The organism is Plantibacter sp. AC185 (genome assembly GCF_979258065.1).
On sequence record NZ_OZ409831.1, the window covers coordinates 92,415 to 108,894 of the forward strand.

Annotated in this window: 14 protein-coding genes; 12 read left to right on the forward strand and 2 right to left on the reverse strand. The window is 70.5% G+C overall.

The annotated features are described in order from the left end of the window. Positions 1–5 precede the first annotated feature (5 nt). From ACZZZB_RS00400 to ACZZZB_RS00410, 3 genes are read left to right on the forward strand one after another with little or no spacing between them, the layout of a single operon-like run. Positions 6–1,541 carry an alpha-N-arabinofuranosidase gene (locus tag ACZZZB_RS00400; protein ID WP_191941053.1) on the forward strand — a complete coding sequence of 512 codons (1,536 nt, stop codon included), beginning with the start codon at positions 6–8 and terminating at the stop codon, positions 1,539–1,541. After that, entirely contained in the window at positions 1,538–2,836 is a 1,299-nt protein-coding gene (locus ACZZZB_RS00405; protein WP_463528708.1) for a glycoside hydrolase family 27 protein, read from the forward strand. Before ACZZZB_RS00400 ends, ACZZZB_RS00405 begins: the two co-directional genes overlap by 4 nt. Beyond that, the gene (locus ACZZZB_RS00410) at positions 2,836–5,226 is read left to right on the forward strand and encodes a glycosyl hydrolase family 95 catalytic domain-containing protein (protein ID WP_463528709.1); all 2,391 of its coding nucleotides are present in this window, start codon (positions 2,836–2,838) and stop codon (positions 5,224–5,226) included. The genes ACZZZB_RS00405 and ACZZZB_RS00410 overlap by 1 nt, the downstream gene beginning before the upstream one ends. 20 nt (positions 5,227–5,246) lie before the next feature. Here ACZZZB_RS00410 and trxA read toward each other — a convergent pair whose 3' ends face one another. Together trxA and ACZZZB_RS00420 are read right to left on the reverse strand one after the other, a co-directional pair. Beyond that, positions 5,247–5,624 (reverse strand): thioredoxin, encoded by a 378-nt coding sequence (gene trxA, locus ACZZZB_RS00415; protein ID WP_056006082.1) that lies wholly within the window; start codon positions 5,622–5,624, stop codon positions 5,247–5,249. Between the two features lie 95 nt (positions 5,625–5,719). Continuing rightward, positions 5,720–6,586, reverse strand: coding sequence for a DUF2510 domain-containing protein (locus ACZZZB_RS00420; RefSeq protein ID WP_463528710.1), 867 nt, complete (start codon positions 6,584–6,586; stop codon positions 5,720–5,722). A gap of 143 nt (positions 6,587–6,729) precedes the next feature. Between ACZZZB_RS00420 and ACZZZB_RS00425 the strand changes: the two genes are divergently transcribed. From ACZZZB_RS00425 to ACZZZB_RS00465, 9 genes are all read left to right on the forward strand, one after another. Then, complete coding sequence (locus ACZZZB_RS00425; RefSeq protein WP_192018005.1) at positions 6,730–7,110, forward strand: hypothetical protein; 381 nt, start codon at positions 6,730–6,732, stop codon at positions 7,108–7,110. Next, positions 7,107–7,949: a helix-turn-helix transcriptional regulator gene (locus tag ACZZZB_RS00430; RefSeq protein ID WP_463528711.1), complete on the forward strand. Its 843-nt coding sequence runs from the start codon at positions 7,107–7,109 to the stop codon at positions 7,947–7,949. The genes ACZZZB_RS00425 and ACZZZB_RS00430 overlap by 4 nt, the downstream gene beginning before the upstream one ends. A 162-nt stretch (positions 7,950–8,111) precedes the next feature. Next, positions 8,112–9,173: an ABC transporter substrate-binding protein gene (locus ACZZZB_RS00435; protein WP_194644551.1), complete on the forward strand. Its 1,062-nt coding sequence runs from the start codon at positions 8,112–8,114 to the stop codon at positions 9,171–9,173. Positions 9,174–9,181: 8 nt separating this feature from the next. Beyond that, complete coding sequence (locus ACZZZB_RS00440; RefSeq protein WP_463528712.1) at positions 9,182–10,279, forward strand: FecCD family ABC transporter permease; 1,098 nt, start codon at positions 9,182–9,184, stop codon at positions 10,277–10,279. After that, positions 10,276–11,322, forward strand: a complete 1,047-nt coding sequence (locus tag ACZZZB_RS00445; protein WP_463528713.1) for a FecCD family ABC transporter permease — start codon at positions 10,276–10,278, stop codon at positions 11,320–11,322. The genes ACZZZB_RS00440 and ACZZZB_RS00445 overlap by 4 nt, the downstream gene beginning before the upstream one ends. 11 nt (positions 11,323–11,333) lie before the next feature. After that, complete coding sequence (locus ACZZZB_RS00450) at positions 11,334–12,122, forward strand: ABC transporter ATP-binding protein (protein WP_202938122.1); 789 nt, start codon at positions 11,334–11,336, stop codon at positions 12,120–12,122. Further along, positions 12,119–13,771 (forward strand): ABC transporter transmembrane domain-containing protein, encoded by a 1,653-nt coding sequence (locus ACZZZB_RS00455; protein WP_463528714.1) that lies wholly within the window; start codon positions 12,119–12,121, stop codon positions 13,769–13,771. Before ACZZZB_RS00450 ends, ACZZZB_RS00455 begins: the two co-directional genes overlap by 4 nt. Then, positions 13,764–15,575 carry an ABC transporter ATP-binding protein gene (locus ACZZZB_RS00460; RefSeq protein WP_463528715.1) on the forward strand — a complete coding sequence of 604 codons (1,812 nt, stop codon included), beginning with the start codon at positions 13,764–13,766 and terminating at the stop codon, positions 15,573–15,575. Before ACZZZB_RS00455 ends, ACZZZB_RS00460 begins: the two co-directional genes overlap by 8 nt. After that, positions 15,572–16,462: a siderophore-interacting protein gene (locus tag ACZZZB_RS00465; RefSeq protein ID WP_463528716.1), complete on the forward strand. Its 891-nt coding sequence runs from the start codon at positions 15,572–15,574 to the stop codon at positions 16,460–16,462. The genes ACZZZB_RS00460 and ACZZZB_RS00465 overlap by 4 nt, the downstream gene beginning before the upstream one ends. Positions 16,463–16,480 lie beyond the last annotated feature (18 nt).

Below are 16,480 nucleotides of genomic sequence, written 5' to 3' on the forward strand. Positions count from 1 at the left end.
CACCCATGGACTCCACTGCGACCGTCACCGTCGACCTCGACCGGCCGGGCCCCACGATCAATCGACACGTCTACGGCCACTTCGCGGAACACCTCGGGCGCGGGATCTACGACGGCTTCTGGGTCGGCGAGGACTCGCCCGTGCCGAACATCGGCGGCATCCGGCTCGACGTCGTGGAGGCGCTCCGCGAACTGCGCATCCCGAACCTCCGCTGGCCGGGCGGATGCTTCGCGGACCGCTATCACTGGACGAGCGGCATCGGACCTCGCGAGGACCGCCCGAAACTCGTCAACACGCAATGGGGCGGGACGAGCGAGACCAACGCGTTCGGCACCCACGAGTTCATGGAGCTGTGCGAGCTCCTCGGCGCCGACGCCTACGTCTCGGGCAACCTCGGTTCGGGCACGGTGCAGGAGATGGCCGACTGGATCGAGTACCTGACCGGTGCCGGGGAGACCCCGATGGCCGAGTTGCGTCGGGCGAACGGCAGGGAGGAGCCCTGGGACGTCCCGTTCTGGGGGCTGGGAAACGAGCCCTGGGGATGCGGTGGCAACCTGCGCGCCGGCGCGTACGCGGACCTGGCACGCCAATTCGGTACCTTCTGCGAGAGCGGCGGGAAGGTCCCGCTCTACCGGGTCGCCGCCGGCGCCGACGGGTTCGACGTGGCCTGGACCAAGACGCTGATGGAGGTCGTCGCCGACGTGGCCACCCACCCGTTCTCGGCGACCCCCTGGGAAGCCGTCTCGGTGCATTACTACACGATCGGCGGCAGCTGGAAGGCGAAGGGCAGCGCGACCGGGTTCGACGCTGCGGAGTACTGGAGCACGATCACCGCAGCACAGGGCGTCGAGCAGCTGCTGTCGTCGCACGCCGCCGTCATGGACGTGTACGACCCGGAGGAACGGTTCGGCATGGTGCTCGACGAGTGGGGCACCTGGTGGGACGTCGAGCCGGGCACGCACCCCGGGCATCTGTTCCAGCAGAACACCATCCGCGACGCCATGGTCGCCGCCTGGCACTTCGACGTGTTCCACCGATTCGCGGGCCGGCTGCGCATGGCCAACATCGCGCAGACGGTCAACGTCCTGCAGGCGATGCTCCTGACCGATCCCGACGGCGGCGAGATGGTCCGGACGCCCACCTTCCACGTCTTCGAGATGAACAGCCCGCACCAGGACGCCACGTCCCTCCCGACGCACGTGGTCGGGCCGGTCCGCGACGCCGACGCCGCACACGCGGGTGGCATCCCGACCGTCTCCGCCTCGGCGAGCGTCAAGGACGGCGTCCTCCATTGCTCGCTGACGAACGTCGACCTCGACGCGCCACTCGTCATCGAGGTCGACGTCCGTGGCGGGTCCGTGGTCGAGCCGCACGGCCGGCTGCTCACCGCTGCGCGGCCCGACGCCCACAACCGTCCCGGTGAGACCGACGCCGTGTCACCGCGACCGCTCACGGGTCTCGACGTCACACCGACGGGTCTTCGCGTCACGCTCCCACCGCACTCGTTCGCAACGATCACGGCTCAGGTCGTCGCGCCATGAGCGAGGTTGAGATCGCGGTCACCGAGGTGCGTGCAGCACGTCGGGCGCGGGCGGACCGCCCGCCGATGGGCTGGAACAGCTGGGACTGCTTCGGAGGGTCCGTCACGGAGGCCGAGGTACTTGCCAACGCCGCGTTCCTGGCCGAGCACCTGCTGCCCGTCGGCTGGGACACGGTGGTCGTCGACATCCAGTGGTACGAACCGGCGCCCGGCGTCGGCGACTACGAGCGCGTCTCCCAGCCGACGCTCGACGCCTGGGGCCGACCGCAACCCGCTCCGAACCGGTTCCCGTCTGCGGCGTCGGGCGGCTTCCGCGCGCTCGCCGACCGCGTCCACGCGCTCGGGCTCCGCTTCGGGGTGCACCTCATGCGTGGCGTGCCGCGTCTGGCCGTCGACCTCGACCTACCGATCCTCGGTTCGACCGCCCGCTGCGGGGAGATCGCCGATCCGTCCAACGTCTGCTCGTGGAACCCCGACAACGTCGGCGTCGACATGACCGCCCCGGGCGCCCAGGCCTACTACGACTCGGTCATGGCACAGCTCGCGGACTGGGGTGTCGACCTCATCAAGCTCGACGACGTGCTCTACCCACCGATCCAGACCGCCGAGATCGTGGCCATCTCGCGGGCGATCGACGCGACCGGTCGACCGATGGTGCTCAGCCTGTCCCCGGGGAAGCGACTCTCGACCGAGCACCTCGACACCCTTCGATCGACGGCGCAGCTGTGGCGGATCTCCGACGATCTTTGGGACGACTGGTCGGCGGTGCTCGAACAGTTCCAGCGCCTGGCCCGCTGGGCGCCCCTCCAACGTCCGGGGGCGTGGGCCGATGCGGACATGCTCCCGCTGGGGCGGATCGGCATCCGCGCCCACGTCGGTTCGGACCGGCTGAGTCGCCTCACCCTGGACGAACAACGGACGCTCATGACCCTCTGGTGCATCGGCCGGTCGCCGCTCTTCTTCGGCGGCCACCTCCCGGACACCCCGGCGCACACGCTCGCGCTCCTGACCAACCCGGACGTGCTCGCACTGCTCGGCAGCGACGGGAGCCGGGAGATCATCCGCGACGGCGACCTCGTCGTCTGGGCGGCTGAGTTCGGCGAGACCCGGTGGCGCGCGGTGTTTTGGCTCGGCGATGGGGACACGGAGCTGCGGGTGCACCTGGCCGATCTCGGTTGCGCCGATCGATCGTCCGTCACCGAGCTGTGGAGTGGTCGGCCGTTGCCGGTCGTCGACGGCGCCGTCGACACGTCCCTGCCCGCGCACGGTGCCGTGCTGCTCCGACTCGGCCACTGATGGACCTCCGACAGCAGCGCGTCGAGCGTCATCGAATCGAACTCGACGGACCGGCCACCCGGTTCGTCGATCGGTTCCTCATCGGGAACGGGACGTTGGGCGCGGCGCTCGACGGTGTGCCCGGACGGGAGGGCATCGACCTCTCCCTGGACACGTTGTGGTCTGGAGGTCCGCGACGTCCTGGCGACGGGCCGGCGGGCCGCTCGCTTCCCAGTCCGCTGGAGTCCGTGCGCCGGGCGATCGCCGACGGCGATCCCGTGGCGGCCGATGCCCGCTCGGCTGCACTGCGCGGGACCACGTTCACCGAGTCCTTCCAGCCGCTCGGGCGCCTCACCATCGACTACGCGTCGCCCGACAGCGGTTCGCGCTCGACACGGACCTCCGATCTCGCGCGCGGCGTCGTCGAGACGACGTCCACGAGCGGTGGCGAGGCGGTCACGCTCCACGCGTTCGTGTCGGCGGTGGACGACGTGCTGGTCGTCGAGCTGCTGGGTGACGGTGTCCGTGAACCGCTGGTCGGGTTCGCGACGCCGCACCCGTCGACGACGGAGGAGCGCACGGTCGGCGACACCCGGTGGTGGTCGGCGACCGGCCGTGCGCCGGCGAGCGTGCGACCCTCATATCTCGGCGGTGACGAGGACGAGGCCGTCCGGTACCCGACCGACGTCCCGGACGCCGAGGGTCTCGTCGACACGGGCATGGCCTGGGCGCTGACGATCGCGGTGCAACCGATCCCGGGCGGGTTCCGCCTCGTCGCCGGTGTACGTTCCGGGCACCGCGGGTGGCAAGAACGACCGTCGGGCGACCCGTCGACGCTGCTGGAGCACACCCAGGGGACGGTCTCGCGTGCGTTGCAGCGATCCGGCGAAGCGTTGCTCCACCGGCACGTCGCCGACCATCGGTCGCTCTTCGACCGCGTCGAGCTGGACCTCTCGGCGTCGGCGTCCGCCTCGGCCGACCTCGCGGAGCGCTACTTCGACCTCGGTCGGGCGCTCCTCATCGGCAGCTCCCGACCGGGGAGTGAGCCGACGAACCTCCAGGGAGTCTGGAACGATCAGGTCAGGCCACCCTGGAGCGCGAACTTCACCACCAACATCAACCTCCAGATGAACTACTGGCCGGCGGAGAGCACCGGCCTGGGTGACCTGGTCGAGCCACTCACCCGGTTCATCGGCGAACTGGTGGACGCCGGGCGGCGCACCGCCGGCGAGTCCTACGGCCTCGACGGGGCGGCAGCCCACCACAACAGCGACCTCTGGAGGCACACGGACGCCGTGCCGCTCGACGCGCACTGGGCGAACTGGCCGAGCGCGCTCCCCTGGCTCGTCGCGCACCTCCACCGCCGTCTGGACGACGGTGGCGCTGATCACGCCGCGCGCGTCGCCGTCCTGCAGACCGTCGAGCCAGTGGTCTCGTTCGTCCTGGGAATGGTCGTCACGGATGCCGCCGGATCGCTGGTCGTGAGTCCGTCGACCTCACCGGAGAACCGGTTCGTGGTCGACGCGGATCACGCGGCGGCGATGACGGCCGGCGTGGCGATGGACCAGGAGCTGGCGCACGAGTGCCTCCGCGAGTACCTCGCCCTCGCGGAGCGGGTCGGCGACGGCATCGCGGACGTCGGGCTCCTGGCTCGAGCACGCGACACCCTGGCCACCCTCCGACTGCCGCAGGTCGGCGCGGACGGAACGCTCCTGGAGTGGGCCGAGGAGCGGGAGCCGACCGAGCCTGGCCACCGACACCTCTCCCACCTGTACGGTCTGTACCCGGGGACCCGGATCACCGAATCGGCCACGCCCGAGCACTTCGAGGCAGCCCGACGCGCACTGCGACGGAGACTCGCGAACGGCGGTGCCGGAACCGGGTGGAGCATGGCCTGGGTCCTCTGCCTGGCCGCACGACTCCGTGATCCAGGGCTCGCGTCCGAGGCGCTCGACACGCTGCTGGGTCCTCTGTCATCGGCCTCGCTGCTCGACCTGCACCCGATGGGCGACCTCGACGACGTGTTCCAGATCGACGGCAACCTGGGTGGGACGGCCGGTGTCGTCGAGTTGCTCGTCCAGGGACACGGCGGTGTCCTGTCGCTGCTGCCGACCCTCCCGGCCGAGTGGTCGGCGGGACGGTTCCGAGGGTTCCGGGTCCGGGGTGGACACGTCGCGGATGTCGAGTGGAGCCGTCATCGCCCCGTCGCGGCTACCCTGCTTCTCACGGCTGGCGGCGTGCTCGTCGAGCTGCCGGACGACGGCTCGACGATCGCCATCACGGGCCCTGGCGGCGCACTGCCGACACGGCTGGAGGACGGCGCGCCGGCCGGGCGGCTGCGGATCAGGCTCGACGAGCCCGGTGTCCACCGGCTCGAGTTCGCGCGTCCGCCCGGCGATCAGGAAGACTGACCGCCTCCTCAGGACGTCGGCTACTCGGCCTGTGCCTCGGCCTTCGCCGCTGCGATGGCGGCGTGCACCTCGGACATGTCGAGACCGCGCACCTGCGAGATGAGGTCCTCGAGTGCCGGCGCGGGGAGGGCACCGGCCTGCGAGAAGACGAGCACGCCGTCGCGGAACGCCATGAGCGTGGGGATCGACGTGATCTGCATCCCGCTCGCGAGCTCCTGGTTCGCCTCAGTGTCGACCTTGGTGAACACGACGTCCTGGTGCTGCTCGCTCGACTGCTCGAAGACGGGGCCGAAAGCCTTGCACGGGCCGCACCACTCGGCCCAGAAGTCGACCAGGACGATGCCTTCGGCCGACACGGTGTCCTCGAAGTTCGAGATGGTCAGTTCCTGCGTGGTCATCATGTGCCCTTCGGATCGGTGGTCGGACGCTTCGCATCCGACTGACGAGCCTACCCGCGGACGACGGGCCGTCCTCCCCTTGTGCCGCGCCGCGGTCAGTGCCCGGGCGGCTGCTCCGGGAGGAGCAGGAGCCGGCGCTGTATCCGCGACATGATCAGGAGCACCCCGCCGAGGACCGCGAACAGGACGCCGCCACCGACGACGATGCCGCCGATGAACCCTCCGAGGAAGCCGTAGCCGTCGCCGCTGCTGTTGACGAGGATGACCACGCCGACGGCCAAGGCGAGCACACCGATCCCGAGGACGACCCAGGACATGACGAGATAGGTGCGGAACGCGCGCGCTCCATGGAACGTCGGCCGGATGCCGTACTGGGTTCCGACGTACTGGGCCCAGCGTGAGCCGGTCCACCACCTCGTCGCCCGAGACGACACGGAGTACCAACCGGCACCGGGACCGTCCTGCTCACCGGGTAACGGACGGACCACGTCCGTGACCACCGGGGTGCCGACCGGCTGCGGGATCCGCCGCACGGCCGTCGTCTGGGCGGCGATACCGAACCAGAGCAGCGTCAGGAGCAGCATCGGGAATCCGTTGAACGACAGGTGGGTGGACAGCGCGCCGAGGCTGAACTGCGCGATCGCCAGCACGAGGAAGACCGATCCGAACACCCAGGCCAAGCTCGGCTGCTCGGTGGTCGCCCAATCGGTCCCGGGCTTCCCGTTCTTGACCCTGAGCCCCGTCCAATGCGAGCCGTCCCACCATCGGAGCTGATCCGGCCTCGTCGGATACCAGCCCAGCTGCGGTCCGGACGGCAGCTGCGACGGCGACACCATGGGAGTCGGCGCCTGCTGCTTCACCCGTGGCGCGGCGTCGGCCTCCTGAGCAGTCCACTGCGTTCCATCCCACCAGCGCAGCTTGCCCGGCGTCCCCGCCTCGTACCATCCCGGTGCAGCGGTCATCGCTGCTCCTTCCCCCGAAGATCACGCTCATGACGTCCATGCAGCGACCCCAGTGTCCCGTCTGCGGGTCATCGCGGCAAGCCGCCGTTGTCGAACATCGTGCGAGCCAGGTAGGTTGACGGCGACGCGACGAAGGGACCACCGTGGCCAGACGCAAGACGCCGGAGCAGATCGCCGACGAGGAACGTCGCTACGAGCTCGCGAGATCGGCGAGCACGTTCGAGGAGTTCTCCGTCCTCGCGTACGACCCCAATCAGGCGATCCGCGCCGCTGCGGCGCACAACCCGGCAGCCGACCCAGCGGCGTTGGAGCTCTTCCTCAAGGACCGCTTCTGGGGTGCGCGCATCGAGATCGCGCTGCACCCGAACGCGACCGACGAGCTCCTGCTCCGTCTCCTCGAAGCCGATCCGCGCAAGCGCGGCGTCGTCCACCACGAGGCGGAACGCCGGCTGGCCGCGAAAGGCGTCCGCTTCGACGACGACGGCCTCCCGCTGATCGGCGACGCCGGCACGAGCGCTCGTTGAGCCCGTACAGCCAGGTCGACTGGGACGCGAGCCCCGAGCATCCGTCATCCGTCGCCGAACCGTATCTGATGGGCACCGGTGTCGTCACCGACGAGGACACCGGGAGTCGCCCGCTCTCGCCACCGCACCGTCATCCGGACGCCATGCTCGCCTGGTGCTACCGCGGCACCGTGTGGGTGCATCTCCCGAACGCGATGTGGCGCCTCGCACCGGGTCAGGGCGTCTGGATCCCAGCACACACGCCGCACACCGCGCACCACGAACGCGACTCCACCGGGTGCTACACCTACCTCCCCGCCACCTCGCTGATCGCGCCCGTCGAGACCGTCACCCAGGTCCTGGTCCCGCGCGCGGTGCAGGAGATGTTGCTGCACCTCGGGATCAACGACATGCCGACCGACCTCCGGGTCCGTGCGCAGGCGGTCCTCATCGAGATGCTGCAGCAGCCCGCGCCGGAGACGGCGGACGGCTGGGGCGAGATCCCGATGCCGTCAGACGATCGTGTCCGTCCGCTCGTCCGTGCGATCCTCGCCGACCCGGGTGACCTCCGGGGCGCGCGCGAGCTGTTCGACGTGCACGGCCTCCACGAGCGCACCGTGCTACGGATCTTCCAGCACGACACCGGGATGAGCTTCGCCCGGTGGCGGACGGGCGTCCGGATGACGCTGGCGGCGCGGCTGATCATCGACGGCATGCCGATCGGGGCGGCCGCGCACCGGTGCGGGTACGCGTCCTCGAGCGCCTTCTCCGCGAGCTTCCGAGCCCGGTTCGGCATGACCCCGCGGGAGTACGTGGAACGGGTGCAGGCGGACCCCGCCCATCAGCTCTACTGGCGCTGATCCACCCGGGCACGCATCGTCGTGTCGGATCGGCGACAGAACTCGTCGGATACTCGACACTGTCGCGCGCGGAAGCGCCCTACGATCGTTCTGTTAGGACATGCTTACCTAACTTCTGGATCGCCAGCGGTGATCCCACTCCCCCCTCTTCAAAGGAGCCCCATGCCGCACGCTTTCGCGCGCCCGAACGTCCGCCGAGGATCCACCCTCCTCGCCGCCGTCATCGCCACCGCTCTCGCCCTCGCCGGATGTTCGGCCGCCACCGGCGACACCGGATCGACGACGGCATCGACCGACGGCGTCGTCATCGAACACGCCCACGGTGAGACCGTCATCCCGGAGAAGCCGGAACGGATCGTGGCTCTCGGGTGGATGACGCCCGACATCGTCGCCGCCCTCGGCACCAACCCCGTCGGCATCGAAGAGGTCTGGGGAGCCGGTGAGAGCGGCTACCAGCCCTGGTTCGAGGACTACGTCTCCGAGGCGTACGGCGAGATGCCCGAGATCATCCCCTTCACGGACGACGGCCCGAACTACGAGGCGATCAAGTCGTTGAAGCCCGACCTGATCCTCAGCCTCTACTCCGGTGTCACCGACATCGAATACGAGCGGCTCACCGAGATCGCCCCGACCGTCCCGTACATCGAGGGACCCTGGAACCCGGGCACTTGGGAGGGCATGACCCGCACCGTCGGGAAGGCGATGTCGGAGGAGGCCAAGGCCGAGGAGCTCATCGGCGAGACCGAGGACCTCATCACCTCCCTCGCCGACGCGCACCCCGAGTTCGACGACAAGAGCTTCGTCTGGGGCCTCACCCTGAACGAGGGCGGGACGGACCTCGGCGTCTACCTCGAGTACGACCCGCGGGTCCGCATCACCGAAGCACTCGGCTTCACCTCGACGTCGGCGATGGACAGCTTCCTCGCGAGCGCCGAGGGCGACAACTGGTACACCGGCGTCAGCCTCGAGCAGCTCTACGACGTGGACGCCGACCTGTTCGCCGCGTGGGGCGGAAGCGCCGAGGAAGGGACCTACACGGTCGAGAACGCCGTGGTGTCGCGCTGGGCGCCGATCGCCGCCGGGTCCTACGTGATCTACGCCGACGCCGCCAAGGCCTCGGCCATCAGCGCGCCGACCGTCCTGTCCCTGCAGTACGTCCTGCCCGGCTACGTCGACGACCTCGCAGCGGCGCTGCAGGGCGAGCCGACCATCGACGGCAAGTGACGTCAGAGATGTCCCGGTCCGCCGCCCCGTCAGCAGCGCCGGCTGCGGGCGGGGCGGCGGACGTCCCGACGCCCGGTGGGGCCGGACGCGCGGACGTCTCGCCCCACCGCACCGGGACGCTCGCCGCCGGGCTCCTCGTCGCCGCCGTGGTGCTGATCGCCGCAGCCGTCGCCTCGCTCGCCATCGGCAATCGGGCCATCGATCCACTGACCGTCGTCCGCGCGCTCGTCGCCTATGACGACGCGAACCCCCTGCACCTCATGGTCATGGAGCTGCGCGTCCCACGGACGCTGCTCGGCATCCTGGTCGGTGCGGCGCTCGCCGTCTGCGGCGGGCTCATCCAGGCCTTCACCCGCAACCCGCTCGCCGACCCGGGCATCCTCGGGGTGAACGCCGGTGCGTCGTTCGCCGTGACCTTCGCGGTCGGTGTCCTGGGACTGACGACTCCCGGCACCTACGTCCCGTTCGCCCTGGCTGGTGCGTTCATCCTCACGGTGATCGTCTACACGCTCGGATCCGTCGGGGCCTCGGGCGCGACCCCGATGAAACTGACCCTCGCGGGGGTCGCCCTCGGTGCCGCCTGCACCGGTTTCACCACCGCGATCGTGCTGCGGGACGAAGGCACCCTCCAGGTCATGCGCTTCTGGAGCGTGGGATCCATCGGGGGCCGCACCCTCGACCAGCTCACGTGGGCTGCTCCGCTGATCGTCGCGGGCCTCGTGATCGGTCTGCTCTGCGCCCGGTCGCTGAACGCGCTGACCCTGGGAGACGAACTCGCCCAGGCGCTCGGGGCGCGAGTGCGCAGCACCCGGGTGTGGGTCGTCGTCGCCGTCACCCTCCTGGCCGGTACGGGCGTCGCAGCCGCCGGTCCGATCGCCTTCGTGGGCCTCATGATCCCCCATGTCGTCCGGTGGTTCACGGGCCCCGACCAGCGCTGGGTGCTGACGTACTCGATGGTGATCGGCCCCGCGTTCCTGCTGCTCGCAGACGTCCTCGGCCGGATCGTGTTGCCGTCCGGAGAGCTCCGGGTGGGGATCGTCACGGCGCTCCTCGGCGCTCCCATCCTGATCATGCTGGTGCGTCGGAAGCGGGTGAGCGGACTGTGAGCGTCATCGATCACGGCCGACGCCTGATCCGCGTGGAGACCGCGCACATCGCGACGCTCGTACCCGTGCGGTCCGTCCTCGTGTGCCTCGGACTCGTCGTGGTGATCATCGGAGCAGGGCTGTTCGCGATGACGATCGGTGCGTACGAGATCGGCTTCGACGCGGTCATCCGGGCGATCGTCGACCCCGCGTCCGACCCGGACGTCCGCCAGGTCGTGACCGAGTGGCGACTGCCGCGGGTGCTGTTCGCGGTGCTCTGCGGAGCGGCACTTGCGCTCTCCGGAGGTATCTTCCAGTCGCTCACCCGCAACCCGCTCGGCTCACCGGACATCATCGGGTTCGGTGTCGGCGCGCAGTTCGGCGTCACGCTGACGATGCTCGTCCTCGGGCTCAACACCTACCTGTTCAAAGCCGCCGGGGCACTCGTCGGCGGTCTGCTGACCGCCCTGCTCGTCGCCATCCTCGCGAACCGCCACACCATGTCGTCCTTCCGGCTGATCATCGTCGGCATCGGCGTCTCGGCCGGGCTCGGTTCCCTCACCTCCTGGATCCTCATCTCCGTCAGCGTCGAGCAGGCGATGATGGCGGCCACCTGGGGCGCAGGCTCTCTCGCCTCGCTCGGCTTCGACCAGCTGCTCCCCGCCGCCACGGCCTTCGTCGTGTTCGCCCTGCTGGCAGGGCCACTCCGACGATCGCTCCCCGTGCTCGAGATGGGCGACGACGCCGCCATGGCCCTCGGGGTGCGTCCTGGACCCACTCGCCTGATCGCCATGGTGGTCGGTGTGGCCCTCGTCGCGCTCGTCACCGCCGCCGCCGGCCCGATCTCGTTCATCGCCTTGGCCGCCCCGCAGATCGCTCAACGGCTCACCCGCTCGAACACCCCGATGGGCCTCGCGCCGGTGATGCTCACCGGAGCCGCCCTGGTCGTCGTCTCCGACGCCGTCGCGCAGCTGCTCGCGGTCCCGGTCGGTGTGGTGACGCTCTCGGTCGGTGGCATCTATCTGACCTGCCTGCTGGCCGCCCAGTTCGTGCGCCGCACGTGAAAGGAACTCCCATGACCACGTCGCTCCTCGCCCGCGACCTCACCCTGGGCTACGGCGATGCTCCGATCGTCTCCGAGCTGTCGCTCGAGGTGCCGGACGACTCGTTCACGATCATCATCGGACCGAACGCCTGCGGCAAGTCGACCCTGCTCCGCGGACTCGCACGGCTCCTGCGCCCGACCGCCGGTGCCGTCCTCCTCGACGGGGCGGACATCCGCGCGTCGAAGCCGAAGGACACCGCTCGCCGACTCGGGCTCCTCCCCCAATCCGCCATCGCCCCCGACGGGATCACCGTCGCCGACCTCGTCGGGCGTGGGCGGTTCCCGCACCAGAGCGCGATGCGGACGTGGAGCAGCGCCGACGAAGCGGCGGTCTCGGAGGCGATGGCCGCGACCGGGGTCACGGAGCTGTCCCGCCGGTTGGTCGACGAGCTCTCGGGCGGCCAACGGCAACGCGTCTGGGTCGCGATGGCACTCGCCCAGCAGACCAAGCACCTGCTGCTCGACGAGCCGACGACGTTCCTCGACATCGCGCACCAGATCGAGCTGATGGAGCTGTTCACGGATCTGCACCGCAGCGGCACCACCCTCGTCGCGGTCCTCCACGACCTCAACCACGCCGCCCGCTATGCGACGCATCTCGTCGCGATGCGCGACGGCGCGATCGTCGCCCAGGGCGATCCGCAGGAGATCATCACCGCCGACCTCGTGGAGGCCGTGTACGACCTGCCATGCCAGGTCATCACCGACCCCGTCTCTGGTACCCCGCTGGTGCTCCCGCTCGGACGGTGGAGCCGGTGAGCGGGACGACGACGAGTACGCCGCGGCGCCTCTTCGGCATCGCGCTTGGAGCGGACGGTCGCGGCGCCATGCTCGTCGCCGCGACCGGCCTCCTCATCGTGCACGCCCTGTCGGAGGCGGCGATCCCCGTGATCATCGGGGCGACCATCGACCGCGCGGTGGTGCCGTCCGATCCGGTCGCCCTCGGGGTCTGGATCGGTGTCCTGGTCGGAACCTTCCTCGTCCTGACGGTGAGCTACCAGTCGGCCTCGCGGCTCATGGTGTCGATCTACGGGCACGGCGAACAGGCGCTCCGGAACCTCACGCTGTCCCGGATGCTTCGGCCGCAGCTCTCACGACAGAACCTTTCGGCGGGTGAGGCCCTGACGGTCGTCACGTCCGACACCTACCGGGTGGCCGGCGTCGCCTGGTCGGTCGCGCAGCAGTCCGCCACCATCGCTGCGATCATCGGAGCCGCCCTGGCGATGTCGGTGATCTCGCCCGTGGCGACGATCGTGGTGTTCGTGTCGACCATCGGGATGATGCTCGTCATGCGCGTCGTGTCACGCCCGCTGGAGCGCCGCGGGTTCGCCGAGCAACGGGCGGCGACCGAGGCCGGAGCGGTGGCCGCCGACTTCATGAGCGGGTTCCGAGTGCTCGTCGGCATCGGCGGGCGGGCTGAAGCCGTCCGGCGATATGACGCCGCCAGTGACGTCTCACGACGCGCTGCGACGGCCGCCGGGCGGTCCCTCGCCCTCTTCGACGCCGTGAGCGGCACGCTGGCGGCGTTCGTCATGGCCGCACTCGTCGGCCTGTCCGCGTGGTTCGCCGCGGAGGGGCGGATCAGCATCGGCGAGCTCGTGACGGTGCTCGGTCTCGCGCAGTTCATCAGCGGATACCTCGCACAGGCGGGATCATTCCCGTCCAACTGGATCCACAAGCTCGCCTCCGCCAAGCGCTTGGCCGCGGTCGTCGACGCCGACGACCTGCTCGAAGCGGGCGGTCGGCTGGACGAGCCGTCCGACTCCGGCCTTGCGACCGACGTCGTGCTGTCCTTCCACCCCGAACACCAGGACCGACCGGTGGACGTCCGTGCTGGTGAACTGCTCGGCGTCCGGCCGCCCGACAGCGACACGGCGCGCGCCCTCTCCCGTCTGCTCGGCATGCGGACCCCCGCCGAGCGCGGCAGCGTCTCGCTCGCCGTCGACGGCAGACTCGTCGATCAGCTGGACCTCGACCCGGTGGCGTACCGCCGTCGTGTGGTCGCGCCACCGCACGGCCAGCGCATCATGAGCGGCACCCTGGCGGAGGCGGTCCGCGGTCATGACGTGACCGGCGACCCGGACGCGATGTTCGTGGGCATGGCGGCGCTCGACGACGCGGTCGTGCAGCTCGGCGGCTGGTCGTCACCGGTCGGTGAGGCGGGCAGACGGCTCTCCGGCGGGCAGCGCCAGCGCGTCGGCATCGCCCGGGCGCTCCATGCCGGTGCGGACGTGCTCGTCCTCGACGAACCGACGTCGGCCGTCGACGTCCTCACGGAGACCCGCATCGCCCGAGCGCTCGCGGCGCACGACGGCACCGTCGTCGTCATCACCACCTCGCCGGTCCTGTTGAACGCCTGCGACCGCGTCGTCGAGCTGATTCCCAGTTCGGAGACCCGCCATGACTGATCACGCCACGGAGCCCACCACCGCCGAGATGCTCCCCGTCGCCGACGGCTCCCGCGTCCGAACCGTCGTCGGTGCCCTCCTCCGACGACACCGCGGACGGACCGCCGCCGTGGTGGTCCTCTTCCTTGCAGCAGCTGCACTGGGCGTCGTGATGCCCGCGTGTCTCGGGCGGATCGTGGACGCCGTCGCTTCCGATGCCGGACTGAGCGTCGTCTCAGGCTGGGTGGCCGCAGCCGCCGTCGGCGCTGTCGGGGCCGTCGCGGTGACGCTGTGGGCGACTCGGGTGCTCACGGGGCTGGTACAGGACCTCCTCGCAGAACTGCGCGAGGACGTGTTCGCCTCGGCCATGCGGCTCCCGGTGAGCGCCGTCGACGACGGCGAGCGTGCCGATCTCCTGTCCCGGGTCACCGGCGACGTCGACGCGGTCGCGGAGGCCGGCGGGAACGTCGCCCCGACACTCCTCTCCGCCGGGTTCGCGATCGGAGTGTCGGCCGTCGCCCTGGCAGCCGTCGACCCGTGGCTAGCGCTCGCCGGTCTCGCCTCGGCGCCGTGCTACGTCCTCGGGACCCGTGCGTTCCTCCGGCGATCCCGAGTGGTGTTCCGCACGGTCAGGATCCGCGAGGCATCGCGCAGTCAGGCCGTGCTGGACGCGGTCGACGGCGCGGAGACCCTCGCCGCGTTCGCGGGCACGGACCACGCGCTCGAACGCGTCCGGGAACGCGCGGCCGCCTCCATCGACGCGCAGATCGAGGGCGTGCGCGTCGCGAACCGCTTGTTCCGATGGATCAACTCGGGTGAGCTCGTCGGGCTGTCGGCGATCCTGGCGACCGGCTTCCTCCTCAACCTGCAGGGCACGATCACCGTCGGACTCGTGACCACCGCCGCGCTCCTGTTCCACCGGCTGTTCGATCCGGTCGGCCGGCTCATCTTCGGGCTCGACGACATCCAGCGGGCCACGGTCGGGCTGGCTCGGCTCGTCGGGGTCATCGACCTCGCAGCAGCGTCGTCCGCGATGCCGGAGTCGCGCTCGCCCGTCGGCGGTGCCGCAGGCGGCGTCGCCGCAGCGCCTGGGATCCGAGTGCGCGACCTGACGTTCCGGTATCCGACCACGGACCGTGGGATCGCGGAGGTCACCATCGACGTACCGCCCGGCACGACCACAGCGCTCGTCGGCACGTCCGGCTCGGGCAAGAGCACCCTGGCGCGGGTCGTCGCCGGACACCATCCCCCGACGTCGGGGCGGGTGCTCGTCGACGAGACCCCGTACTACCTGTCGCAGGAGCTCCACCACTTCCGCGGCTCGATCGCCGACAATCTCAGACTCGGGGCTCCGGACGCCGGCCCGGACGAGATGGTCTCGGCGCTCCGTGCCGTCGGAGCCGAGTGGGCGGTCACCGCGTTGCGGGACGACCCGGCGGCGGACCCGACCGGCTCGAGAGAGTCGCCCGTGCCGCTGGACGAGGGACGCATCCAGCAACTCGCGGTCGCTCGGGCCTTCCTGTCGGACCCGGCGATCGTGATCCTCGATGAGGCGACGGCCGACGTCGGCTTGCACCATCGCGACGCCGTCGAAGCGGCGATCGCCGTCCTCCGGACGGACCGGACCGCGCTGCTGATCGCGCACCGGTTGGAGCAGACCGCCACCGCCGACCGGATCGCGGTCTTCGCGGACGGTCGGATCGTCCAACACGGCACGCACGCGGAACTCCTCGCCTCCCCCGGCCCCTACCGCGAGTCCTGGCTCGCGCACAGGCCGCACCCGACCCAGCACACCGAACCGACCCGAGAGGCCGAGACGCCATGAAGATCCACCGCGGCATCGTGACCGCAGCGACACCCCTGAGTCCGAACCTGATCCGCATCGCCCTCGGCGGTCCGGGCGTCGAGGACTTCGTCAGCACCGGCACGGGTGATGAGTACGTCCGCGTCTTCTTCCCCCACGGTGCCGACCCGACGGAGGTCTCGCTCCCGGTACCGGCAGGCGACTGGTGGGAGACGCCGGAGGGCTCCCCGCAGGCACCGATGCGGACGTACACGATCAGCGCCGTGCGGCAGGATCCGGTCGAGATCGACATCGACTTCGTCGTGCACGAGGCCGGGGTCGCGGGGCCGTGGGCGGCTCGCGCCCAGCCCGGGCACGTGCTCGGCCTGAACTCGCCCACCGGCCTGTACGCGCCGCCCGCCGACATCGGTTGGCAGGTCCTCGTCGCTGACCTCACCGGTCTTCCCGCGGTCAAGCGCATCGTCGCACAGACACCGCCCGGACTGCGGACCCGCGTGGTGCTCGAGGTACCGAGCGAGCAGGATCGGATCGCGATCGAGACGAACGACGACGTGACGGTCACCTGGGTGGTAGGCGGCAACGGACATGGCCCGAGTGCGCTGGGCCGACTCGTCCGGAGTGTCGTGGACGAGCGCCTCCCGCTCGATCAGGGCTACATCTGGGTGGCGGGTGAGACGGTGGCCCTCCGCGACGTGCGCAAGTATCTGCGCAAGGAGCTCGGACTACCCGCCACCCGCTTCAAGGTGGTCGGGTACTGGACGCCGATCACCGCGTGCGACGAGAAGTTCGCCGCCCTGCCGGCGTCCGTCCAACAGGAGCTCGACGCGATCTGGAGCACCGAGGAGGACGCCGAGCCGGAGGACGTGCAGATCCGATTCGAGGAGCAGCTCGACCGCCTCGGCCTCTGACCGCGGTGGGGCGTGCGC

Bases quoted from the DNA above. Each gene is read 5' to 3' on its own strand.
- ACZZZB_RS00435 (WP_194644551.1), top strand. From the start codon at position 8,112: ATGCCGCACGCTTTCGCGCGCCCGAACGTCCGCCGAGGATCCACCCTC.
- trxA (WP_056006082.1), bottom strand. From the start codon at position 5,624: ATGACCACGCAGGAACTGACCATCTCGAACTTCGAGGACACCGTGTCG.
- ACZZZB_RS00400 (WP_191941053.1), top strand. From the start codon at position 6: ATGGACTCCACTGCGACCGTCACCGTCGACCTCGACCGGCCGGGCCCC.
- ACZZZB_RS00450 (WP_202938122.1), top strand. From the start codon at position 11,334: ATGACCACGTCGCTCCTCGCCCGCGACCTCACCCTGGGCTACGGCGAT.
- ACZZZB_RS00420 (WP_463528710.1), bottom strand. From the start codon at position 6,586: ATGACCGCTGCACCGGGATGGTACGAGGCGGGGACGCCGGGCAAGCTG.
- ACZZZB_RS00440 (WP_463528712.1), top strand. From the start codon at position 9,182: ATGTCCCGGTCCGCCGCCCCGTCAGCAGCGCCGGCTGCGGGCGGGGCG.
- ACZZZB_RS00405 (WP_463528708.1), top strand. From the start codon at position 1,538: ATGAGCGAGGTTGAGATCGCGGTCACCGAGGTGCGTGCAGCACGTCGG.
- ACZZZB_RS00410 (WP_463528709.1), top strand. From the start codon at position 2,836: ATGGACCTCCGACAGCAGCGCGTCGAGCGTCATCGAATCGAACTCGAC.
- ACZZZB_RS00465 (WP_463528716.1), top strand. From the start codon at position 15,572: ATGAAGATCCACCGCGGCATCGTGACCGCAGCGACACCCCTGAGTCCG.
- ACZZZB_RS00460 (WP_463528715.1), top strand. From the start codon at position 13,764: ATGACTGATCACGCCACGGAGCCCACCACCGCCGAGATGCTCCCCGTC.